General features: G+C 48.0%; 18 protein-coding genes. 7 read left to right on the forward strand and 11 right to left on the reverse strand.

Features of this window, described 5'->3' with window-relative positions:
- Nucleotides 1–206: 206 nt before the first annotated feature.
- Complete coding sequence (locus AABK39_RS02960) at nucleotides 207–1,766, forward strand: hypothetical protein (RefSeq protein WP_338393427.1); 1,560 nt, start codon at nucleotides 207–209, stop codon at nucleotides 1,764–1,766.
- A gap of 127 nt (nucleotides 1,767–1,893) precedes the next feature.
- Here the strand turns inward: AABK39_RS02960 and AABK39_RS02965 are convergent, their stop codons facing one another.
- Complete coding sequence (locus AABK39_RS02965) at nucleotides 1,894–3,357, reverse strand: arylsulfatase (RefSeq protein ID WP_338393428.1); 1,464 nt, start codon at nucleotides 3,355–3,357, stop codon at nucleotides 1,894–1,896.
- A gap of 306 nt (nucleotides 3,358–3,663) precedes the next feature.
- Between AABK39_RS02965 and AABK39_RS02970 the strand changes: the two genes are divergently transcribed.
- Nucleotides 3,664–4,113, forward strand: coding sequence for a very short patch repair endonuclease (locus tag AABK39_RS02970; protein ID WP_338393429.1), 450 nt, complete (start codon nucleotides 3,664–3,666; stop codon nucleotides 4,111–4,113).
- A 55-nt stretch (nucleotides 4,114–4,168) separates the two neighbouring features.
- Here the strand turns inward: AABK39_RS02970 and AABK39_RS02975 are convergent, their stop codons facing one another.
- From AABK39_RS02975 to AABK39_RS02990, 4 genes are all read right to left on the reverse strand, one after another.
- Entirely contained in the window at nucleotides 4,169–5,218 is a 1,050-nt protein-coding gene (locus AABK39_RS02975) for a sensor histidine kinase (RefSeq protein WP_338393430.1), read from the reverse strand.
- 116 nt (nucleotides 5,219–5,334) lie between these two features.
- Nucleotides 5,335–6,030, reverse strand: coding sequence for a response regulator transcription factor (locus tag AABK39_RS02980; RefSeq protein ID WP_338393431.1), 696 nt, complete (start codon nucleotides 6,028–6,030; stop codon nucleotides 5,335–5,337).
- 234 nt (nucleotides 6,031–6,264) lie between these two features.
- Nucleotides 6,265–7,149, reverse strand: coding sequence for a DUF3108 domain-containing protein (locus AABK39_RS02985; RefSeq protein WP_338393432.1), 885 nt, complete (start codon nucleotides 7,147–7,149; stop codon nucleotides 6,265–6,267).
- A 164-nt stretch (nucleotides 7,150–7,313) separates the two neighbouring features.
- Nucleotides 7,314–8,345 (reverse strand): aminopeptidase, encoded by a 1,032-nt coding sequence (locus tag AABK39_RS02990; protein ID WP_338393433.1) that lies wholly within the window; start codon nucleotides 8,343–8,345, stop codon nucleotides 7,314–7,316.
- A gap of 287 nt (nucleotides 8,346–8,632) precedes the next feature.
- Here AABK39_RS02990 and recA point away from each other — a divergent pair, with 287 nt between their 5' ends.
- On the forward strand, nucleotides 8,633–9,685 hold the full coding sequence (recA, locus tag AABK39_RS02995) for a recombinase RecA (RefSeq protein ID WP_338393434.1): 1,053 nt from the start codon (nucleotides 8,633–8,635) through the stop codon (nucleotides 9,683–9,685).
- A gap of 72 nt (nucleotides 9,686–9,757) precedes the next feature.
- On the opposite strand, the gene AABK39_RS03000 is transcribed toward recA, so the two are convergent.
- The 4 genes from AABK39_RS03000 to AABK39_RS03015 all read right to left on the reverse strand — a co-directional run bounded on the left by AABK39_RS03000 (nucleotide 9,758) and on the right by AABK39_RS03015 (nucleotide 15,217).
- On the reverse strand, nucleotides 9,758–10,468 hold the full coding sequence (locus AABK39_RS03000; protein ID WP_338393435.1) for a ZIP family metal transporter: 711 nt from the start codon (nucleotides 10,466–10,468) through the stop codon (nucleotides 9,758–9,760).
- A 1-nt stretch (nucleotide 10,469) separates the two neighbouring features.
- Nucleotides 10,470–11,219 (reverse strand): SAM-dependent methyltransferase, encoded by a 750-nt coding sequence (locus AABK39_RS03005; RefSeq protein WP_338393436.1) that lies wholly within the window; start codon nucleotides 11,217–11,219, stop codon nucleotides 10,470–10,472.
- A gap of 54 nt (nucleotides 11,220–11,273) precedes the next feature.
- Nucleotides 11,274–12,332 (reverse strand): FAD:protein FMN transferase, encoded by a 1,059-nt coding sequence (locus tag AABK39_RS03010; protein ID WP_338393437.1) that lies wholly within the window; start codon nucleotides 12,330–12,332, stop codon nucleotides 11,274–11,276.
- A 173-nt stretch (nucleotides 12,333–12,505) separates the two neighbouring features.
- On the reverse strand, nucleotides 12,506–15,217 hold the full coding sequence (locus tag AABK39_RS03015; protein WP_338393438.1) for a putative LPS assembly protein LptD: 2,712 nt from the start codon (nucleotides 15,215–15,217) through the stop codon (nucleotides 12,506–12,508).
- Between the two features lie 75 nt (nucleotides 15,218–15,292).
- On the opposite strand from AABK39_RS03015, the gene AABK39_RS03020 reads away from it, so the two are divergent.
- The 3 genes from AABK39_RS03020 to AABK39_RS03030 all read left to right on the forward strand — a co-directional run bounded on the left by AABK39_RS03020 (nucleotide 15,293) and on the right by AABK39_RS03030 (nucleotide 17,969).
- Complete coding sequence (locus AABK39_RS03020) at nucleotides 15,293–16,078, forward strand: N-acetylmuramoyl-L-alanine amidase family protein (RefSeq protein WP_338393439.1); 786 nt, start codon at nucleotides 15,293–15,295, stop codon at nucleotides 16,076–16,078.
- 5 nt (nucleotides 16,079–16,083) lie between these two features.
- On the forward strand, nucleotides 16,084–17,022 hold the full coding sequence (locus tag AABK39_RS03025; RefSeq protein ID WP_338393440.1) for an MlaD family protein: 939 nt from the start codon (nucleotides 16,084–16,086) through the stop codon (nucleotides 17,020–17,022).
- 110 nt (nucleotides 17,023–17,132) lie between these two features.
- Nucleotides 17,133–17,969 carry a transglutaminase-like domain-containing protein gene (locus AABK39_RS03030; protein WP_338393441.1) on the forward strand — a complete coding sequence of 279 codons (837 nt, stop codon included), beginning with the start codon at nucleotides 17,133–17,135 and terminating at the stop codon, nucleotides 17,967–17,969.
- 137 nt (nucleotides 17,970–18,106) lie between these two features.
- Here the strand turns inward: AABK39_RS03030 and AABK39_RS03035 are convergent, their stop codons facing one another.
- Complete coding sequence (locus AABK39_RS03035; RefSeq protein WP_338393442.1) at nucleotides 18,107–18,688, reverse strand: porin family protein; 582 nt, start codon at nucleotides 18,686–18,688, stop codon at nucleotides 18,107–18,109.
- 365 nt (nucleotides 18,689–19,053) lie between these two features.
- Between AABK39_RS03035 and AABK39_RS03040 the strand changes: the two genes are divergently transcribed.
- The gene (locus tag AABK39_RS03040) at nucleotides 19,054–21,417 is read left to right on the forward strand and encodes a glycoside hydrolase family 3 N-terminal domain-containing protein (protein WP_338393443.1); all 2,364 of its coding nucleotides are present in this window, start codon (nucleotides 19,054–19,056) and stop codon (nucleotides 21,415–21,417) included.
- A gap of 83 nt (nucleotides 21,418–21,500) precedes the next feature.
- Here the strand turns inward: AABK39_RS03040 and gldB are convergent, their stop codons facing one another.
- On the reverse strand, nucleotides 21,501–22,496 hold the full coding sequence (gldB, locus tag AABK39_RS03045) for a gliding motility lipoprotein GldB (RefSeq protein WP_338393444.1): 996 nt from the start codon (nucleotides 22,494–22,496) through the stop codon (nucleotides 21,501–21,503).
- Between the last annotated feature and the right edge of the window lie 112 nt (nucleotides 22,497–22,608).

Here is a 22,608-nt window from a genome sequence, read left to right on the forward strand (position 1 = left end):
AAATAATGCAACCAAATCAACCCTAAAAGCATTGTTCCGGTTTTTATGGAATGGAAAGTTATACTGAGGCCTGAGTTTTGATATCTATAATCTTCAGCGACTGTCTCTTTCAGGGAATTGAAAACGAAAGAATAGCCTAAGGAAACAGAACCTCAATGTGCTTTTAATAAAATAAAAGTACGACAGCCAAACAGAGCGGTTTTAATATGTTTAGAGAGGGCGAACGGACAAGTGCTTCATCGAAAAAAGCAAAGTCGGGAGGGGGCGTTTCGAGAATGCCTCCTTGCCAGATGATGTTTCCGGATTCTGACGCCGCTTCGTCACCTTCTTCTGGCACGGGCGATGTCGAACCCGCAATGTGGTCCACCGATGAGGATTCCGACGCTCCTTGGAGTAATATCGACGATATAGTTGTCGATAGTTACGATAGCGTGGAAGACAGTGCCGAAGCGTCTGAAGTTGATGACGATGAATGGACCAGTATCGATGATATAACCCTCGAGGATCAAGTTGATTTTTTCCTACAGAACCCGAATTTCGGAACGTGGCAACCTTCCCCGGAAGTTAAAGAGGTCTTACTGACAAGGCTGGGACGTAAAGTTGGACTTGACCAAAGTACTCATGAGTTACCTAGCCTTGCGAGAGCCTCCAGAAACACCTTAACCAACTTTTTACATGTAAAAGGAGAGACGGGTGTAGATTACTTGGCTGTTATTGAAAGGTTTGAGAGGGGAATCAATGCGCTTTCTACCCTCAACGGCAAAATCGGACAGATCGCGGGCTATGTTGGAAAGCTGGCGAAAGGAAAAGTGTCTGAAGACAGTGCGATAGTGGCCGAATTCAGCTCGGGTATAGGGAGTGTTTTGGGAGTGGTGATACCCGTTCTGAAAGTCTTCAAACAAGGAGTCAAGCTTGCGAAATGTATTGAGGAATATGAAACCACCCCTAGAGGGGAACTCCTTAGGGAAAGTTTGCAATTGGCGCGTGATTTTGCTGTGGCTTCACAAAAAATATTGTCGGCAACCGCTTCTGTAATGCAATTGGCGACAAAAATCCCCAGTCCTATAGCCCAAGCGATTCCGGGTTTTAATATAGTGATAAGCCTGATTGACTTGGCCCAAAGGGGGATAAGCATTCAGCGAAATGTTCGGAACTATTTCGCTATGACAAAGGAAAAGAGACGGTATATTGATGAGCTCTCCGGAAGTATAGATTTTGCGGGATTATTGGATTTGGATGAGAGTACTGACGAAGATGCGTTAGAGACTTTTAAAGATTTCAGTGCGCATGATGAGTATGTCGCTGATACCGCAAGAAGATACGAGCTAGTACGTCATTTGAAAAAGATAAATAGAAAGCGAGTGATTAGGGACAGTATGCATGTGACAACGACTGGTTTGAATTTGCTGTCAACCATTCTTAATATGACGGGAGTGTCCTCACAGGCTGGATTGGCCATAGGAGTGTCAAGTATGGTTATCTCAACAGGAAGCACAACCTTTAGGGTTGTGAAGCAAAAATGGCACGACAAAGGTTTTGGGGATCAGAGGAAGACAACAGCTGCCAAAAATGCTCTTGCGATGAATATGGTAAGGGAAATATTCAGACAACTGATGAGTCTACATGCCGGAGAGAATGAAGAGGCTGAACGGCTTGCCGTACTGATTCGTGCTTCCGGGTTGCCTGTCAAAAAGTTTGTTCATGCCAAATCGACCCAAAAGAGAGTGGCTTTACTGTATGCCGCGATGAAAAGAAGGGAGCACTAGTTGAGTGTTTTATTGTTGCCATTATTATACCCCGTAAGGATAACAAAAAACCGGGCTGACACGGGCCCGGTTTGTAATTCGCATGAAAAAGGTGGAGGAAGTTCCCCATACCCCAAAGGGAACTTCGTTATTGCGGACGTTTGGTTTTGGCTTTCCTGATCTTTGTACTCTCGTAAGAGAAGGGAAAATACTCCGATTTTACGTGTTGCTGGTCCATGATGGCGGTGATTTCGGCCACAATTTCAGGGTACTTGCTCGCCACGTTGTTTTTCTCTCCCGGATCTTTGGCCAAGTTGTAGAGCTCGATAGGCTGTCCAGCGGTTTTGATCTTCATCCTTACGCCTTTCCAATCGCCTTTGCGTACGGCCTGTTTGTCGCGGGTTTGGGCCTTAGTATGGAATTCCCAGTACAGGTACTCGTGCTTCTTTTGCTTTGGGCTCTTGCCTAAAAGTGTAGGCAGGTATGATATGCCGTCTATACCAACAGGCGCTTGGTACCCGGCGATTTCGCAGGCGGTAGGGAGGAAATCCCAAAAGGCCGACGGATGGTCAGTTTCTGAACCGGCCTTAACAGTACCGGGCCACATGGCGATAAACGGCGCGCGGATACCACCCTCGTACAGGTCGCGCTTAACGCCGCGTAATCCGCCAGCGCTATTGAAGAATGCCGGGTTGTGTCCACCTTCCACGTGTGGGCCGTTGTCACTAGTAAAGATTACGAGAGTGTTCTCGTCGATGTCCAAGTCGGCCAAAAGCTTGTTGAGTTTGCCTATGTCGCCGTCCATGCGGGTTACCATGCCGGCGTGCGCGGCTTTCGGGGTTGGTTGCGCCAAGTATCCGCCTCCTTTATAGGGCTTTTCGTCAAATTTGCCAATGAAAGGCTTCATTGAGTCTTCCGGTACGTCCACGTCGGCGTGGGGAACGGAGTAGGCCAAGTAGAGGAAGAAAGGATTGTCTTTGTTCTCACGGACGAAGCGCAGAGCGTCTTCCGTAAACAAGTCGTGCGAGTATTTGCCTTTCTTTTCCTTCAGGTTGTTTTCCGGATATTCCACACGCTCTTGGTTGCGCCACAAGTGGGTCGGATAATAGTGGTGTGCCTCGCGCTGGCAGTTATATCCGAAAAAGTAGTCGAAGCCTTGGTTGTTCGGGTCGCCTTCAGAGCCCGGGTACCCCATGCCCCATTTGCCGATCACGCCAGTGGTGTAGCCGGCTTGTTTCAGCACTTCGGCTACAGTTACGCTGGATGCGGGTATTGGGAGTTGGCCTTCGGGTTTTACCTCTTGGTTGCCCCGGATGTAGCTGTGCCCGGTATGGAAGCCAGTCATCAATGTACAGCGTGACGGTGCGCAGACAGTAGAGCCTGAATAATGGTCGGTAAAGCGCAGGCCACGCTCGGCCATGCGGTCTATATTGGGCGTGCTGAACTTGGTCTGTCCGTAACAGCTCAGGTCGCCGTAGCCCAAGTCATCGGCCAAAATGAAGATGATGTTCGGCTTGCGTTTCTTTTTTTTACCGGCCCAGGCATTTCCGGCTACCGTAAGGTAGACCAAGGCCAGAGCGAAAAATTTGGTGATTGCTTTTCTGGAAAACATAGGCATAAAATATCGCCCGCATGGCGTGTAGCCACACGGGCTTTTTTATTAGAGAGACACTTTTTGTTCTTTATTGAAATAAGAAGAGAGAAAGGCCAGTGGCCGTCGCTCAGGACAAGTATAGGCCAAGCGTTTGGGAATTGTTGTTAAAAAAGTCTCACAAGCCTTTAATAATGTTGCGCAGAACAATCGGCCCCGCAGATGGACATCTTTTATACCCCTAAAAACACATGCGTGGAGAAGTGAGGGCTAACGTCCGTTTGATTTCGTAGAATTTTTAAAGAGTGGATTCGTTACCTTTAAGTTATGGCGGATATTTTCGAACCCGAAGTGCGCAGTTATATCATGAGCCGGATACGGAGCAAGGACACTAAGCCCGAGCTGAAGGTGCGGAGGTATCTGCACGCCCGGGGTTTTCGTTATAGCTTGCATTCGAAGCACTTGCCGGGCAAGCCGGATTTGGTGCTGAGGAAATATAAGACTGTGATTTTTGTGAATGGCTGTTTTTGGCACGGCCATGAGAACTGCCCCGAGTTTCGTCCGCCGAAAAGCAACAAGGGTTTTTGGCTTGAGAAGATCAGAAGGAACAAGGCTCGTGACCGCGAAAATGTGGTACGCCTTATGGAATCTGGCTGGAACGTGATAATAGTTTGGGGATGCGAGCTACGGCCCAAGCGCGCGTTGGACACTTTGGAAAACCTTTGCCTGAAAATCCGGAAGATGAAAAGAGTGGTGACGCCGGAGCCGGTGAGTTGAGAAAGTCGGGATAAAAAAATGCCGGCCTCGGCCGACAGTCTTTCATGTTATTTTCTTAAAGTCTTTCCAAAACCATGTTCTCACCTTTACGGAGCCTGAACTTGAATGTGGAACCTTTGCCCACTTGGCTTTCCACATGTACCGAATGGCCGTGGGCCTGAAGTATGTGGCGTACGATGGCCAGTCCCAACCCTGTCCCGCCAAGGTCTTTGGCCCGGCTTTTTTCCACGCGGTAAAAGCGTTCAAATATCCGGTCGATGTCTTCGGGAGGAATTCCCATACCGCTGTCTTTGACGTATACGGCCACCTCATCGTCTATTTCGAAACCTATTTCCACTTTCGCTGGTGTTTCGGTGTACTTCATGGCGTTCGAAACCAAGTTTACCAACACTTGGCTTATCCGTTGCCTATCGGCGAAAACATAAACCTCTTTGGGCGAGTTTTCTGCCATTACCAGCTGGATATTTTTCTTTTCTGCCTTGTGCTCGAACTGGTCAAAAACATCGGAGGCGAGTTGCCGGATGTCGAAATCCTCGAAGTGCATGGCCAAGTCGCCTGATTCCATCCGTGAGATGGACAGGAGGTTTTGTACCAACTTGGCCAAGCCGTCAAGGCTCTTGGCCGATTTGCCGAGGAATTTCCGGCTTACTTCGGGGTCTTCCAAAGCGCCGTCGAGAAGCGTGTGTATAAAGCCTTGGGCGGCGAAGATAGGGGTCTTCAGTTCATGCGACACGTCGGCCAGAAATTCTCGACGGTAGGCTTCCATGCGCTTCAGTTCGTCGATCTCGCGCTGTTTTACGGAGGCGTAGTTGTAGATTTCCTCATTGACCCTTTTGATCGGGTTACGTGATTTTCCGGAAACTTTCTTGATGAAGGAGAAGTCGTTTTTCCTCAAATCGTCAAGCATTTCGTAAATGCGGTTGACATCCTTGAAGATTAGAAATTCGAAGGTAATGCTGATCAGAAGGTAGGATACCCCGAAGGATATGAAAAGGGTAACGACCAGAGCGCTGGTGGTTACGTCCATCAGTGACAGGAAAGCCGTCGTTACCAAACATATCGACAGGCTCAACAAAGCGGCCACTCGCTTAGAACTAAATAACATCGGCTACAAAATATATGGGGCTCGGATCCGTGGGAATGCGCCCCCTTTCACATTGGTCCCCTTCCGGCGTAGCCCGTCCGGCTGTTTCCTGGACGGGGCGGCAGAGGCGGGAACCTTTAGTCTTTCGTCGTCTCGAACTTGTAGCCTACACCTTTGACGGTCACAATGTATCCGTCGCCGATTTTCTCGCGGACTTTTCTGATGTGTACGTCCACCGTGCGTGCCAGTACGTAAACGTCGGCTCCCCAGATGTTGGCCAAGAGGTCGTCCCTACTGTAAACTTTTCCGGGGTTTTGCGCCAAGAAGAACAGCAGTTCGAACTCTTTCTTCGGCAAAGTGACCACTTCGTTTTTGATGGTGATCGTGTAGCTCGTGCGGTCGATGGTAAGGTCTCCGACCACGATTTTGTCCGAAGCGTTCTTTTTTTTCTGTTCGCGGCGGAACATCGCGCTGATCCGGCTCATCAGGGCGCGGGGCTTGATGGGCTTGTTGATGTAATCGTCGGCTCCGTTGTCAAAGGCGGCGATTTCGGAATATTCCTCTGAACGGGCCGTCAGGAAAACGATGAACGTGTCGTTCAGGTCTTTGTTCTCCCTCAGCTGTCGGCAGGTTTCCACGCCGTCTTGCTGTGGCATCATGATATCCAGCAAGATAAGGTCGGGAACAAATTTGCGGGCTTTGTCTACGGCCTCGAAGCCGTCGCTCGCTTGTTCCACGTCATAACCTTCCTTTTTCAGGTTGTAGTGCAACAGCTCGCGGATATCGTCCTCGTCGTCCACCACCAACACTCTTTGCTGTGATTTGCTGCTCATCGTATTGTTGTTTAGAAGGTAAAAGCCCGACACGTGATATCTCAGGCCTTGTGATAAAAATAAGAATTTTTAATCGGATACCGAAACGGCACACGTGAGGTTATCCCCATATTATCCGAAGGCCAAAGCTACGGTTCGTAGATAAAAATTTTGACCTTTTTGTTTCAATTTATATTTAACAAATAATCTGAACAGTTAACACTATATTAAACTAAAAAATTTCAAGTAGTGGTTTTACTCTTTCTTTTTGTATCGCTTTCGTTGTTTAGGGACTTTCAGCGGTTTGCCTTTTTTGCCGTTAAGGCTTACGTTGCCCGGCTTGTATGAACGGATGTTCACTTCGGCCGCGCCTATCATCATTTTGGCCCTTATCTTAAGGGGAATGCGGTGGCGGTCGTCGGAGATCCACACTTTAATGGATTTGCCTTTGTCAAACAACTCGTTTTTGGGCATGTAGGGAGCCAATACCAAAGCCTTTCTCTTTCCGATCCTCGTCTTGATGACTTCGCGTTCCAATAACCTTATATTGAGGTAATACACAGAATCGTCAAAAAAGCCGGGAACGACAAACGTGTCGCCTTTTTTAAGCGAATCGAAATTGAGGGTGCGGAGATAGTAAAACCCGCTGATGATGTCTTGGATATCGTTCGGTACCGAAAAGACTTTCTCGTGAATGTACTTTCCGGAGCGTTTGTCGCGTTTTTCCACATATACGGAATCGTTCTTGTGGTCGAAGCGCATCACTTGTTGTTTGCGGTAGCTCAGTTCGCGCAGGCGCATGTAGAACTGGTGTGGCACCAGCGACAGCGTGTCCATGTAAGTGCCCCAATAGTCGTCCACTTTGGCGGCCAAAGAGAAAACTCCCGTGGTTCTGCCGTGGATCTGCATGTTAAAACAGGGACGTCCTTCGCTTTCATACAGTTTTTTGGATACCGTAACGTCGGCTTCGCCTACGTTGATGAAGCCTAGTTGCAGTTTGTAGTTAATTTCTTCTCCGGGAGCGAACACGTGCTGGCGTCTTTCCCGGTAACTGTCTTGAGCCCGGGACACGGAAAAAACCGTTGACAACAACAAAGTCGCCAATGTCATAAAAAAAGTCCTGTTACCGATCATCGTCATACGCTTTCCCTTTTATCTGGCCCCGATACCGAAACCTCACTGACATAGCCGGATAACCTTGCCGTAACCTTAGGCTTTCCGGCCCCAACACTTCTCCGCAAAGGGGAAAAAACCCTAAGCGCATACCGAAGCCAAAAAAGAAATATATACTTTTTCGGGAGAAACTACAAAGCGGGATAACGCTCTTTCATAGCATCGAGGAAATACCTTATATCATTATGGTAGCGATCCTTGAAGATTTTGTCGAACTCTCTGGAGCGGGCGTTATACCTCCTGTACGACATAAAGAACGTATTGTTTGGCTTATACTTATTGAAATAGGCAGCATATCTTTTCTTGTTCGCAAAATTTACGGTATCGATGGACTTGGTGAAAGCGTCTATATAAGCGTCTTTTTTTTCGGCTTTTTCCGTAGTGGGCATATCCGTGCCAAAGGATTTATACAATGAGTCCAAGCCCTGCGCGCCACGGAGCACGAAGGATTTGAAGCGTTTCCTGTCTTTGCGAAGGTTCAGGTATTCGGTAAGCTGAGGGGAGTCGGGGCCGTAATATACGTTCAGAAAACGGATGGCACCTTGGTAGCCGATAAAGTTGGCCAGGTTCTCATTGAACACCGTACTGTCAGGAACGTAGAGCGTGGCGTGGGTCAGCTCGTGGATAATGGTTTCGGCGAGGTCGCCGTCCGAGTCGTCCAACATATTGGACATCACCGGATCGTCCAGCCACCCGAGGGTAGACCAGGCTCCGGCGGTCCGCAGGCCCGTGTCGTAGCCTTTCGCCTTTAGGGCTTTGCCTTCCTTTATGGCTTCGTCTTTATTGAAAAAGCCTTTGTAGCCGAATGACCCCAGAAGAGGGAACTTCCATCGCTTTGGTTTCAGGGCATATGGCTCGCAGGCGGTGAGCACCCACATTCTCAGGCCGTATTTCTCTTCGTCGTACATTTTGCGGTAGCTACCCGTTTTGGCCAAGCCCAAAGAGTCGACCGCAAAACGTTTGGCGGCTTCCACAAGCCTTAGTTTTTCTTTTTTCTCTTCCGGATAATCGGGATCCGACAAAAAATCCGAAATGGGTTCGGCGTCCCAAACAATGCTCAACTGCCCTTTGGCCTGCATCCAGGCATAGGGTATCAGCTTGTAGTTTACGGCCAATATTACCAGCAAGACCGCTAAAATTCCGTAACCGATTTTCTTTAGCATGATATTCGAAGTGTTCAGTGATATTCCCCAGCGTTTTTAGGCGTGTTCGCTCGCCGTTGAAGGATGCCAACAACACAAGCTTTCAGACAAATATAAGGTTTGGAAGGCATGCTGTTTTCAAAAAAACAGGGGGATTTTCGGATAAAAGGCGCCTCTGTCGGCTTGAAAGGCGTTATGTAGTTTTCGCAAAAAATTTGAGCAAAAATTACTAAAATAATTATTTGAATTTTAAATAAGGATCCTTAACTTGATCAAAAATACGAACCGTTACTAACTCGATTAGTCCAATGAGCGATAACAGAGAACAAAAACTGAAAGCCCTAAAGCTTACTATCGACAAGCTTGACAAAGAATTCGGTAAAGGGACCGTGATGAAACTGAGCGATGATAAGATTGAGGATATCCCCGCCATTTCGACCGGATCGCTGACCCTCGACATCGCGTTGGGTGTGGGCGGTTTTCCTCGTGGACGTATAATCGAGATTTACGGCCCCGAGTCTTCGGGTAAAACGACTTTGGCCATGCACGCCATCGCCGAGGCGCAGAAGGCCGGGGGTATCGCCGCGTTTGTGGACGCCGAGCACGCTTTCGACCGCATTTACGCCGAGAAGTTGGGCATTGATACTGAGAACCTCCTGATCTCTCAGCCGGACAACGGCGAGCAGGCTCTCGAAATTGCCGAGCACTTGATCCGTTCGGGCGCTATCGACATTATCGTAATCGACTCCGTAGCCGCTTTGGTACCGAAAGGCGAGCTGGAAGGCGATATGGGCGACAGCAAAATGGGACTTCAGGCCCGTCTTATGTCGCAAGCGTTGCGTAAGCTTACCGGTGCCATCAACAAGACGAACTGTACTTGCGTATTCATCAACCAGCTTCGTGAGAAGATTGGCGTGATGTTCGGCAACCCTGAGACCACTACGGGCGGTAACGCTTTGAAATTCTACGCTTCTGTTCGTCTAGACATCCGTAGAATCGGTCAGATCAAGGAAAGCGCCGATAACATCCTCGGCAACCGTACGAAGGTGAAGGTAGTGAAAAACAAAGTTGCGCCTCCGTTCAAAGTGGTGGAATTCGACATTATGTACGGAGAGGGAATTTCCAAGGTGGGTGAGATCATCGACTTGGGCGTGAACTTCGAAATTGTGAAGAAGTCGGGCTCATGGTTCTCTTACAACGGAAACAAACTCGGCCAAGGACGCGACGCCGTGAAGCGTATTCTCGGTGACAATCCGGAATTGATGGAGGAGTTGGAAACCAAAATCCGTAAAAAGGCCTCGGGCATCGAAGATGACGAGCAGGCTGTTGCGGAAGAGACTGCCACTGCGCCAAAGAAATAAAAAGAGAGAATCCCCAAAAAATAAAAGCCACGCTGATCTTCAGCGTGGCTTTTATTTTGGCTTAGGCCAAAATTAGATGATTTCGGAAAGTAGTCCGATAGCCAAACCGAGGAGCAACATGCCGTTCTCAACGCTTCTCCATCTGCGGAAATTAAGCGATTTGAAAAGCTCTACGAGTACGAAGAGCAAATTACCCGTTACGAAAGCCATTAGGCCGTCCAGAAAGCGGACCTCTTGTCCGGATGCGCTCAGGTCGTGACTTAAATACATTCCGATTGGGGCCGTAAGCGCAAAAATAAGAACGATCAGGTAGCGGAGCCACCTCATCTCGTAGCGGTTGCGGACTACCATGGCCAAGGCGAAGGCCGCTGGAAGTTTGTGTAATAATATGCCGATGAGCAAACTGTCATGAGATCCGTGCCCGTCGGATGACATACCGCCGAGTAAGGCGCCTTCCAGAAAGGAATGAAGGCACAGGCCGAAGAGTAATGTGAATACAGATACTTTTTTCACTCCGCTGACTTCTCCGTGTTCTGCTCCCCGTGTGACTTTGTCAATTAGGAACTGGAACAGCAGACCGGCCAGTATCAGGCCTAATACGATCGCTATATTATCGAAACGCCGAAGGATTCCCGGCAAGATGTGCGTTAGTGTAAGCGCCAGTATATACGCTCCGCCGAACATAAACGCGGGCTTTAAGTTTGGCGCTTTGTCCCTGGAGCTGAAATCCACGGCTATGCCGGCCAACAGCGGGCCGAGAAATAATACCCAGATTCCCTCCATGCTAGTCCTCTTTTTCTGTTACGAATATCATCCGGTCGGAATTTTCGGGGTCGAAGGCGTTAAGCGAATAGTCGCCGAAGACACCGCGGATTCCCAAATTCGCTGAGCGGAAGTAATCTTCGAATTCCTGTTTACCGATAGCTTTAACGCGTTCCTGAAAATGCAGTTTCTCGCCTTTGTCTTCCAAGAAAATGTCTTTGACGATATAGTTCCGGTCATCCACAAAACGGCGGATTTTGAATTCGTAACCGTCAACGTTTTTTTGTTCTTGGGCTACCAACTCGCGGATTACTTTTATGGGATTCAGGAAGTCGAGAATCATCATTCCCGAAGGTTTCAGGTTTTCCGAGGCCGATATTATCGCTTTGCGGTTTTCTTCCGAATCATCAAAATACCCGAAGCTGGTGAACATGTTCAGCACATAATCAAACTCGCCTTTGCGGAATGGGAAACGCATGTCGTGTTCGAAAAAGGAGAGCCTGTCATTCGCAAAACGGTTTCCGTAAGCGACATTGCTTGGAGAAAGGTCAACGCCTACTACATCCAATCCTTTTTTGTTCAGGTAAATGGAATGTCTCCCTTTACCGCAGGCCAAATCCAAAATCTTGTCTTCGGCGCGAAAGTCTAGGAACATTGACAGGACGTCGATAAAACGTTGGGCTTCGGTGTAGTCCCTGTCTTTGTAAAGTATGTGGTAGTAGGGCGAATCGAACCATTCGCCAAACCATTCCTTATGTGTGGAATTATCCATGTTCAGAAATTCAATCGCTTGCGGATTGTAAATGATTTTGTAAGCCGGGCAGGCTTAGAGATCTTCCAAATCCACCATCAACGACTTGAAGCCCGTGGTGGTGTAGGTGCCCAAATCGCCGTTCTCGTCGCTGTAGATCAGGAAGGCTTCGATTTCGGGAGTTTTTTCCAGAACTTTTCTCGAATCCTCAAGGCCCATAACCATAAAAGCGGTGGCGTAACCGTCTGCCAGCATGCAGTTATCCGCTATTACGGATACGCTCAAAAGCGTGTGCATTTTTGGATAGCCAGTGAACGGGTCTATGGTGTGGGCGTATTTTACACCGTCGATTTCGTGAAAGTTGCGGTAGTTGCCAGAAGTGGCGATGGCTTTGTCCTTCAAGCGGACAGCGTCACGAACCAAGTGGCCGGTTTTTCCGGAACGTACGGGGTCGTCGATTCCGATCATCCAGTCTTTGTCGCCTTTGGTGCCGCTACAGTAAACTTCGCCACCGATCTCCACCATCATATTCTCGACCCCTTGGGCATTCAGGTAATCGGCTACCCGGTCTACGGCGTAGCCTTTGGCTATGGCGCCGAAATCAAGCTGTACGCCGGGCTTGGCAGTCTTGGCGGTTTCGTCATTTACGGTTATCGCACGGAAATCCACAAGATTGCGGAGCGAGTCGATGACCAGGCTATCCGGAACGGAGGTAGGTTTTCCGTCAGGACCAAATCCCCAGGCGTTAACCAAAGGCATTACGGTTGGGTTGAAGGCTCCACCGGTGTTTTCGAAGATATTAAGAGACGCTTTGTAAACGGGAACAAAGAAATCGCTTTCCAACTGAAGCTTTCCATTTTTGTTGAAACGGGAAATTTCCGAATTGGGAATGTAAGTGGAAAGGCTTTGGTTCAAGGCATTTAGTACCGAATCCACGCCCTGCTGATGGGTTGTGCTTGCGTTGCCAAGGTATTTGACCGTGTAAGTGATCTTTCCCATCGTTAGGCCTTGGAAAAAGACCTGTTCTTGAGGATGTGAACTGCGGTATTTGTGTACCGCCATCATTAAAAGCACAACGATAACGGGGTAAATCCGCTGTTTGTGTTGGGCCCAGATATTCTTTAGATTAATCATTTGTCTCTATTCGCTGGTCATATGTTGCAACGATGTTGCGAAAATAAGAAAAAGGGATGATTCCTCCCATCTGTACAGAAGAAAACGAACGGATATGGAACTTAGCTTGCCGTAAAAAGGAAAAAGCCGGACCTGAACCGGTTCGGCTTTTTCGGCGGTTTACGATATGTCTCTTATCTGTCTCGCCAGTTGTTGCTTCTGTTAAGCTTCAAGTCTTGCAATAATGATGACTTCGCTTTGATTGTGAAAGTGTAAGACTGGTAGGAACCGAATGGAACCCAGTTTACGTTCATGTCCCAGCAATGCAAGTCACGGGCGATACCGATGTTTGTCGGGCTTTGGAACGATTTCTCCTCGAAATTGTAACCCGAGCTGAAGGTAACCTTCCATTTTTCCGACAGGCTAACGTTGCCGCTAAAACGCATCGATTGTGTCGTGGTTGATTCTTCGAATCCCCTTTTGCGGTAGCTGAAGTTATAGTTGACGCTTAAATCCCACGGCACATTCCAATCCACGTAAATACTAGGGTCGTTGATTATGCTTTGTAGGTCGGCGCGGTCATATTCGTCCAGATTCGTGTCGTTGTCCAGCCGTTCTTGCGCTTGATCCTTGCCTGCGTTTCCTTTGGAGTTCGGGTTTAGGGAGGTGTTAAGCGCCAAGCTCAGGCTTGAAAGCTGGCCGATGCCTTTACCGTCTTCCCAAGCGTAGCGATCTATTCTTTTCTGAGTGATGGAGCGGTTTCCTTTGTCATCCACGTCTACATTTGTTAATCTGTAAACATATGGATCTATCGTTCCGCTAAGGTTAACACTGAGTTTCTTATTGAAAAGTCTTGTCCGTGCGCTCCAACTTATATTCGAAAGCTTGAAGGAGTCGGCGGCGAAGTTATAGCCGGAATTAATAGAGAAGTTGTCCAGTAGCGAAACTATCTTATAGCGGTTTTTTGCCTCCCCTGTACTGTCCTTCTTGTTCAGCACTTTCATCTCCAGCGTATTGGTTATTCCGAAACTCATCGTTGCGGATTTGCCTTGGCCTGGGGTTCCATACAGGTAACCATTGTAGCGGGAAAGCCTTAAGGAGTCTCTCTCGGGATTTATTTGTACATCTTGGTAATAACCGTATTTGTCTGTACTGAAATCGGGGCTGAAACTCATGCTGACCGAAGGTGTCATTACGTGACGGATAGCCTTGATGGACGAATTGTCACTGAAGTTTACCTGTCCATATAAGCGGGTGTTAAGACTGGCGCCACCACTATAGGAATAAACTCTTTGTATGCCCGGAATAGTATCGATTTGAACGGCTTCCGCCTCGGGATCCCATTTATAATCGAGCTTGCTGAAGTATGTGATTTCGTTCCAATTGAAGTTTGGGCTTAGAGTCAGGTACTTGAACAGCTTGATTGAGGTGGATACCGGGATTCTGTGTTTTAAGCCGTATTTAGCTCTTCTGAGAAGATCGTCTATATTGCCGATCGTAAAATCGACGGATGCCGTATCGGGATTAATAACCTTGAAGCTAGGAGGCGATACTTTCGCGTTGGAGATATTGTTCTCCGCTTGAAGGTTATATGTGAAGTTGATCCTTTGAAGCCAATTCTTGGCGGTTTGCCCATTTTTCAAGAATGGATTGATACGGTTTACGCTCAAACTGACCGAAGGCAGTTTTAAGTTTACTTGCCCCGTGCTGACGTTTTGGTTTACTGAAGCGTTGGACGACAGGTTAACCAAACGACCGAAAGATTTGGAATAGGAAACCGAAGAACTCCAGTTCTGATTCAGGTTGTTGTTCGGGTTGTTCGGGCTGTAGTTCAGCTCGTTGTATTTTGTGGAGCCCAAGTTTACGTTCGCCGAGAAACGCCCTTGTCCGGGTCTGGATTTTGGGGAATGCGACCAACGGAGCCAGAAAGTCTCCGTCGAGTTCTTGTCAACTTCCGATTCCGAGGCATTGTATTGGTAATCGAAATTGAAGTTACCCTGATACGCATAGCGTTTCACGTAATTTGACCCCAGATTGATGCCCCAGCTACCTTTTGTATAGATGTCGCCGGTTACGGTCAGGTTGATATTGTCATTAATATGAAAATAGTAACCGCCGTCGCGGAGGAAGAAGCCCCGGGTGATTTCGTCGCCGAACGTCGGGATAATGACGCCGGAAGTATTCTTGTCAGGGAACGGAAATATGCCGAAAGGTAAAACCAAAGGCAACGGAATATCGTCAAACTCTAAGTGGAACGGGCCGGATACCAACTGCTCGCCGGGAAGCATCTTGATTTTAGAAGCTTCGATATGAAAGTGGGGATGGGGCAGGTTACAAGTGGTATACTTCGCCTTGTCGATAAACCATTCGTCCAAGGCGTTTTTCTTTACGTTGCCGCCGTGGATAAAACCTTCGCCTTCCTGCGTAACGACGCCGGTAATTACGGCTTTCTTCGTTGCGAAGTTATAACGGATGGTGTCCAGCTCGTAGGTTTTTCCCTGTTCCGTGAAGATCGGTTTGCCCTCAAGGGTTCCGGCCGTATCTTTCACGCCGGTGGCGTCAACCTCGTTTGTGGCGTAATTGAGGCGAATGCGGTCGGCTTCGAGTTTCGACTCTCCATAATCCACATCACTGGTTTTGAACATGGTCATATCACGACTGTTCAGGTCCAGAATCAGGGAATCCTCCGCCGAATAATTTACGGTGGTTTGTATGCCGCCCTTGCGGGGCGCTTTCATTACCAGGGTGTCTTTTATTGCTGGCTTAACCGCCAATGAATCGAGAACTGCCCCGCTGTTACGGTTTAGGCTATCGGCCGGCAGTTTGCTCCGTTGCTCCTGCCCGAAGGCACCGGCTACGGAAAGCACCACTCCACACACGATACATATGTATCTGAAATACGTCACTCAACTTCCTGTTTTTCCGAAAAATCGACAATTTTGTGTAAATTTATCTGAATCGCAAATAACAATCGAGACATTGTGAAAAATATATCGATCGCATGTTTCTTGGCAATAACCTTCCTCATATCTGCGTTCACGCCCGCCGGAAAGACCACTTTCAGGATCAGGAAAGTGGTGATTGACGCCGGACACGGGGGCAAAGATACGGGAACTTCGGGCAGATTTTCCAAAGAAAAAGACATTGCCCTGAAAATAGCCTTGAAACTGGGTGGTCTTATCGACGATAATCTTAATGACGTCGAGGTGATCTACACCCGAAAGAACAACATGTTCGTGCCACTCAGCAAACGCGCCGACATTGCCAACAAGGCTGGCGCCGACGTTTTCATTTCCATCCACTGCAACGGAGGCGTACACTCCAAAGTGAGCGGGACGGAAACTTTTGTAATGGGACTCCACACTTCGGAAGGCAACCTCAACGTAGCCAAACGGGAAAACTCAGTGATCATGCTTGAGGACGACTACAAGACTCACTACGAAGGCTACGACCCCAAAGCGCCCGAGTCCCACATCCTTTTTTCCCTTTTTACCAACTCGCACTTGGAAAACAGCCTAAATTTGGCCCAGAAAGTGGAGCATCAGTTTAAGAAAAGGGTAGGGCGGAGAAGTCGTGGCGTAAAGCAGGCCGGTTTCGTAGTTTTGTGGCGCACCACCATGCCCAGCGTTCTGGTGGAGGTCGGTTTCCTAAGCAATCCGGCCGAAGAGAAATACCTTAACGACAAACTAGGACAATCCTATATTGCGTCGGGCATTTACAGGGCCTTCCGCGATTATAAGAATGAATTGGAATCCATAAATAAATAACGCTCGTGAAGAACATAAAAGCATTCAAGGTCGGCGTTTTCATCATTATCCCCATCTTAATTGCCTATTTTGGCGTGAATTTTCTCAAAGGGGTCGACTTTTTCTCGTCTACAAACCATTATTATGCCGTCTATCCGGATGTCGATGGGCTCACGGTTTCGAATCCCGTAGTTTATAAGGGTGTCGAGGTGGGCACCGTAACCAAAGTCAAAATTCTTAAGGGAGGGCACAGTGGCGTGCTCGTCGAAGTGTCCGTAAACAAGAATTTGAAACTGGGCCAAACCACGGAAGCCTCGCTTACCAGTAATGGGCTGACTGGCGGAAAATCAATAGTGTTGAAGAAGACGCTTCCGGCCGTTCCGAGTTTGCAGAACGGCGATACGATTATGGCCATCGTGAACCACGGGTTCGCCCAAATCATTTCCGATACGGCTGTTCCCTTGGCCAAAAAGCTCGACAGTTTGATGGTCGTATATAAGATGGTTGGCATTCAGGCCGAACAGACATTGGCCTCGGCCAATAGCGTAGCCCGGACAGCGGACAGCATAATGCTCCAAAACCAAAGGAGTATCCATAGCGCAGTAAGGAACCTTAGTATGGCTACCGCTTCCCTGAACAAAGTGATGCGTAAAATGGAGCCTGTCAGCGAAAACTTGCGCAACATGAGCGACTCTTTGGCAAATAGCCCGATGAAGCACGCGATCACGCAACTCGACGAGTCGATGACTTCGATGAAGGAAATCCTCGGAAAGATAAAGGACGGCGAAGGCGCTTTGGGCCAAATGGTCACCAACGATTCGCTTTACCGCAATCTGAACAGCTCGATGGCTGATCTTGATTCTTTGCTTATCGACCTGAAAGAGAATCCTAAGCGCTATGTCCACTTCTCGTTGTTTGGTGGAGGGAAAAAAGACAAGAAGAAAAAGAAGAAGAAAAAAGAGTAAAACAGCATTCGCTTTTTTTACCGAAAGGCGGGGAATGAGGCTTTTATGTGGTTTCGTTCCCCGCCTTTTTTTATATTTCGATTTCTCTAAACACCAATCCAGGTATTCTCATGAAAGATTCGGAGCTGAACGCCCTAGTCACTTTATTGGACGACGAAGATACGGAAGTGACCGAAATAGCCGAGGACAGGCTAATGCGGATGGGCGCCGACGCTCTACCGATCTTGGAGCATCGTTGGGAAAATACTGACGATTATCTGCTTCAGACAAGGTTGGAGGAATTGATCGAGCGTATTCGGTTGAATGATCTGGAAACGGAATTAAGGTTTTGGGCCGATATGGAATCCGAAGACCTGTTGAAAGGAATGTGGATCATCTCAAGGTCCGCTTATCCGGATTATCCATTAGAAAAACTCCGGGCCGATTTCGCTCAAATGTACCACGAAGCTTGGACGCAAGTCGGAATCCATGGCAACGCTATTGACCAAGTAAAGCAGCTTAACGATTATCTGTTCCGCCTTAAAGGTTTCGGGCCTAATGAGACGGATTTTCACCTTCCGGCAAACTCTCTTATAAATAGGGTGTTAGAGACCCGGCGGGGCAACCCGATCACCCTTTGCGTGATTTACCTGCTTATCGCCCAAAAGTTGGGATTGCCGGTTTTTGGAGTCAACCTTCCCAATATTTTCGTACTGATGTACCGAAGCGAGGTGCGTGATTTTTATATTAACGCTTTCAACAAGGGCGTGATTTTTATGCGGGAGGACCTTGAGGAATATGTAAGCCAATTGCCGATTACCACTCAGGAGAATTTCTTCGAACCTTGCGGGAATCTTGAGATTATAGCCCGTTGTCTTCGGAATTTGGTGGTGGCTTATGGAAAGACTCACGAGTCAAGGGCTAGGCAACTTAAGCGAATGCTGGATATTGTATCCGCTTACGCATAATCTGTGGGTATTTGGCGCCATTTTTTCGAAGTAATATTTTTTCGGAATAAAAAAAAACAGGCAGGGAAACCTGTCTTTTCTTGCTGAAATCTCTAAAAACTAACACGAAGCGTACTTGCCAGAGCTTATAGTGAAAGCTAAAACCGGATTTCTACGGATAATTGTAAAGATCTCGGATATCCGGCGTATTCTTTATTCTGCGTGTCGTGTCTGTTGCGCAAGGCATTCACCAAACTGTGATTGTATCTGATACTACAGCCTATTCCCCAAGCGGTCTCATAGCCTACGCCAACGTTTAGCCCGACGTTTACGGGGAAATATTCGTTTGTGACAGATTTACCGTCCATCCGGGCGCCCAGCAATACGCCGACTTGTGGCCCGAATCGAAGACTTAACCACTCGATAGGGTAATATTTGACGGCCATCGGCATATTGAGATACATGAGTTTCAGTGGCTCGTCATTTTCAGGGCTGAGACTCGATGTGCCTTCTACAGAATAGAGTAATTCCGCCTCTACCGTAATATAACGCGTTAATATTCCGCCCAAAGAGCCGCCCACATGAAACCCCGATCTGGGTTTGTTGCCAACGTCACCACTCATTGACGCCAAGTTATAGCCGGCCTTGACGCCATATTCCAGCCTTTGCGCCTTTGCCCCTGCGAATGATAAGATTGCCAATACGAGAACACACGCTGATTTTACACTCTTTTTCATCATATCAATTAGAATAAACACCAAACGACAAGCTGATAAACAGAGCGGGGCAGTGCTACGGTTATCTATGCGAAATACTCGCCAATCAGTCTTTTACGGAGAAAAAAAATGACCTTTTAACCTATATTAAAATTAGACAGCATCTTGTCAGAAAAAATGGCGATAAAGGCAGTAACAGAATACAGGTACTTGAAACCCGGAAAATGAAGTAAATTTCACTTAGTGATAAAGTTTTCTGGTCTGGTCTGGTTTGTTTTTGAGGGGGTAATCGGTTTATCGGGCATTCTCGCTTTTATCGAAAGTCTCTACCCGCGATATTCAGGCTGATTGACAAATAACATAATCTGAAATCGCAATATTTTTTTTGTATGAGAATCACAACCGGAACGCTAGGAGGGCTTCTCCTTTTTCTAATTTTCACTGCTTCATGCTCAACGCAAAAGAGCAACGAAGAGAACCCGATTTATAAGAACAGAAACTATTCTGTTGAAGAAAGGGTGAACGATCTGCTGGGCCGTATGACTTTGGAAGAGAAAGTGGCCCAGATGAATATGACTACCCTGCGAAGGCTGGAGACGGACGAGCAAGGAAATATAACCAAGCCTTCTCTAGATTCTTTGCTTGGCGGTCCGGGCATTGGTTTTTTGGAAAGCTCGTTTACCGATATCGCCGATATTTCCAAACGCTCTGAAGTGGCGGACCGGTATCTGAGGGAAAATACTAGGCTGGGAATTCCCGCAATCCAAATTGCCGAATGTCTGCATGGTTTTATGGCGCATGGAGCTACGATTTTTCCACAAGCCATCGGCCAAGGTTCGACTTGGAATCCCGAGCTTATCCAAGATATGGCGAAAACCATCGCCCGCGAAGCCAGCCTGACGGGCGTTGACCAGGCGTTGTCACCACTTTTTGATCTTGCTTTAGACCCAAGGTACGGAAGAGTGGAAGAGTGTTACGGCGAAGATCCCTTTTTGGTGGCCGAAATTGGGAAAGCGTTCGTCACAGGTTTGCAGGGAGACCCGAAGGCTACCGTTGATTCTATTCCGGAAGGGAATCTTATGGCGATGGCAAAGCACTATTTGGCGTACAGCGCTCCGATTGGTGGGATCAATCTGGGGCCTGTCAGTGTCGGGGCTAGGGATTTGAGGAATCTACACCTTTACCCATTCAAAAAAGCGATACAGGAAGCCAACATTTACGCCGTAATGCCTTCTTATAACGAGTTGAACGGCATTCCGCTACACGCCAACGAGTCTATGCTCACGGATTTGCTTCGCGAAGAAATCGGTTTTGGCGGTTATGTTTTTTCCGATTATCAAGGAATTGAAATGCTGGGCAGGTTTCAGAAAACGGCTTCCGATGCCCAAGACGCGGGCTTGCGGGCGCTCAAGGCCGGTGTGGAAGTGGAGGCGCCATATCCTTACGGTTTTGCCAAGTTGGCCGAAATGGTGAAAAGCGGAAAAGCCGACGAAACGCTTATAGATAATGCGGTCAGGCATATTCTTACGGCGAAATTCAAAGCTGGGCTGTTCGATAAACCATACCATGTGTCGGAACAAGAACAAAAGGTTATCCGCTCGGATGAGGCCAAAAAGCTCGCGTATCAGGTGGCTGTGGAGTCTGTGACACTGTTGAAAAACGAAAACGCGACTTTGCCTTTGGATATGGACAAGCTGAAATCCGTAGCCGTAATTGGCCCGAACGCTGATAGGGTTCAGTATGGTGATTATAGTTACACCAAGCATAAATCGTCGGGCATAACCGTTCTTGAGGGAATTAGTGAAACGGTCGGAAGCAAAGTCGAAGTGCGTTATGCGGAAGGCTGTGGCATAACGGATCTTGACGAAAGCGGTATAAAAAAAGCGGTGGAAACGGCCCGGGAAAGTGACGCCGTAGTATTGGTAATAGGCGGAACTAGCGCGGTGCTTTCCGGAATTGGTTGGGGGAAAGAACCGTCGGATTACGCAACTTGTGGCGAAGGTTACGACCGAACGGAGCTGTCGCCTCCAGGTGTTCAGCCCAAACTTATACGGGCGATTCAGGAGACGGGCAAGCCCGTGGTGTTGGTGATGGTGCATGGCCGGCCGTATTCCATCGCTTGGGAAAACGAAAACCTGCCGGCGATTGTGGAGGCGTGGTATCCCGGCGAACAAGGTGGAAAAGCCGTGGCCGATATTCTTTTCGGAAATGCGAATCCGTCAGGCAAACTAAGCGTTTCCGTACCGAAAAGCGTTGGCCATATTCCGTCATACTATCATAAAAAGCCTTCCGGAAAAGGTTATTACAGGCAAAGGGGAACTCCCGAAAAGCCGGGCAGAGATTTCGTTTTCTCTTCTCCCGATGCGCTGTATCCGTTTGGCCACGGCCTTAGCTACACAACTTTCGAATATTCGGATCTTAAAATCGAGAACAAGGAATTGGCCAGTTCGGATACTTTGCGTTTGAGCCTAAAAGTTAAAAATATTGGAAGCGTAAAAGGTAAAGAGGTCGTACAGGTTTATCTGAATGATTTGGTGAGTAGCGTAACGACTCCGCTGAAAATTCTTAAGGCGTTTGACAAAGTGGAAATAGCGCCACAAGCTACGGCTACGGTCCGGTTTGAGATTCCTATTAAGGAAATGGCGCTTTGGAATGCGGAGATGAAGCAGGTTGTCGAACCGGGCGGTTTTCAGATAATGGCGGGAAGTTCTTCGGAGGATATCAGGCTCAAGGATTCTTTTTCCGTAAAATAATCCCGACTTTCCGATACAAAAGAAGTCCGGCGAACGAGTCGTCGGACTTCTTTTTGTCTAACTGCCCTGCCAGTCTACTGATTTTAGCTAGGCTTATATTTCGATTCTTTGAAAATCAGCGTTGAGTTTTTCTCTGCCATCAACCTTTTCAGCGACGTTTCCGGCTTGCGCTCCATGTATTCGTTCACAATTTTCCAGCCTACGAAGCGCCCGATCCGTCCCGGACATTTCGGCCCGATTTCGGTCGTGTTCGGTCTCTCGTCCATAAATCTGCTTTTCTCCATGTGCCCGGTTTCGTAGATCATTTCGTTTTGCAACAAGCTGGCCCAAATTACCGGTTGGTGCTCGTTGGCCTCCTCGTATTCCTCCTTCGTATAGCCGATTAGCAGGCTGTCGGGTGTGCAGGGAAGGATTTGCTTCGCGAAATAATAAGACTTTCCGTAAAACACCATATCGGAGAGCATCGTGCGATCTTTTCCGTTCGTGAGGTTGTAGCGCTGGCTCATCAACAAGGCTATTCCGGGCACGATATACGGCTTGTCGTAACGGCGCAAAACGTACGACGGATAATTGATCGGCCGGAAAGTGGCGCCTTTGCCCAAATAAAAATCCAGGCCGATAACGATCAGCGAATCCGAATAATACATGTCGTTGGCCAAGCCGGAGATAATGGTTTTCACCTTCGGAGCGACAAAATCCGGATATTGGTATTTGATGCTTTTGAATGTTTCCTCAAGATCGGCCCGGATATCCGAGAAATCGCCGAAACGTTTCTTTGACTCGTTATAGAGCGTGTCTACCGCAGGGTTTTTCGCGCGTTCCAGCATTACTTTGGCGAAAATCGAATCGTTCGGGTATTGGTCCCTTTTGAAGAAAACGCTCGCTATTTCCGGGTTGCGGTTCATAAAAGCCAGCATGGCCTCTTCGCTCTCACAGTTTTTCCAGTCGTCTTCCAGTCTTTCTATGTTCAAATCTACCTTTATTCCGCCCAGGTCAGGTTTGTCAACACAGGTGTCTTTCTCGGCGCCACAGGCAGTCAGCAGGGCGAACGCGAAGAGTATAAGAAAAACGTTTTTCATACGATAGTGGTTGTCGTCCCGAAAACTAGATCGGGGATTTATGGCTATTCCCGGCAAAGGAAATGATTTTCGTCCAGAATTAAAACGAAGAGACGGTCGGCTGTCTTGCCTT

Source organism: Fulvitalea axinellae, from assembly GCF_036492835.1.
GTDB lineage: Bacteria > Bacteroidota > Bacteroidia > Cytophagales > Cyclobacteriaceae > Fulvitalea > Fulvitalea axinellae.

Coding starts and splice junctions, on each gene's coding strand:
- AABK39_RS03010 (WP_338393437.1), bottom strand. CDS start 12,332: ATGATTAATCTAAAGAATATCTGGGCCCAACACAAACAGCGGATTTAC.
- AABK39_RS03040 (WP_338393443.1), top strand. CDS start 19,054: ATGAGAATCACAACCGGAACGCTAGGAGGGCTTCTCCTTTTTCTAATT.
- AABK39_RS03030 (WP_338393441.1), top strand. CDS start 17,133: ATGAAAGATTCGGAGCTGAACGCCCTAGTCACTTTATTGGACGACGAA.
- AABK39_RS03000 (WP_338393435.1), bottom strand. CDS start 10,468: ATGGAGGGAATCTGGGTATTATTTCTCGGCCCGCTGTTGGCCGGCATA.
- gldB (WP_338393444.1), bottom strand. CDS start 22,496: ATGAAAAACGTTTTTCTTATACTCTTCGCGTTCGCCCTGCTGACTGCC.
- AABK39_RS02960 (WP_338393427.1), top strand. CDS start 207: ATGTTTAGAGAGGGCGAACGGACAAGTGCTTCATCGAAAAAAGCAAAG.
- AABK39_RS02980 (WP_338393431.1), bottom strand. CDS start 6,030: ATGAGCAGCAAATCACAGCAAAGAGTGTTGGTGGTGGACGACGAGGAC.
- recA (WP_338393434.1), top strand. CDS start 8,633: ATGAGCGATAACAGAGAACAAAAACTGAAAGCCCTAAAGCTTACTATC.
- AABK39_RS03035 (WP_338393442.1), bottom strand. CDS start 18,688: ATGATGAAAAAGAGTGTAAAATCAGCGTGTGTTCTCGTATTGGCAATC.
- AABK39_RS02965 (WP_338393428.1), bottom strand. CDS start 3,357: ATGTTTTCCAGAAAAGCAATCACCAAATTTTTCGCTCTGGCCTTGGTC.
- AABK39_RS02970 (WP_338393429.1), top strand. CDS start 3,664: ATGGCGGATATTTTCGAACCCGAAGTGCGCAGTTATATCATGAGCCGG.
- AABK39_RS03005 (WP_338393436.1), bottom strand. CDS start 11,219: ATGGATAATTCCACACATAAGGAATGGTTTGGCGAATGGTTCGATTCG.
- AABK39_RS02990 (WP_338393433.1), bottom strand. CDS start 8,345: ATGCTAAAGAAAATCGGTTACGGAATTTTAGCGGTCTTGCTGGTAATA.
- AABK39_RS02985 (WP_338393432.1), bottom strand. CDS start 7,149: ATGACGATGATCGGTAACAGGACTTTTTTTATGACATTGGCGACTTTG.
- AABK39_RS02975 (WP_338393430.1), bottom strand. CDS start 5,218: ATGTTATTTAGTTCTAAGCGAGTGGCCGCTTTGTTGAGCCTGTCGATA.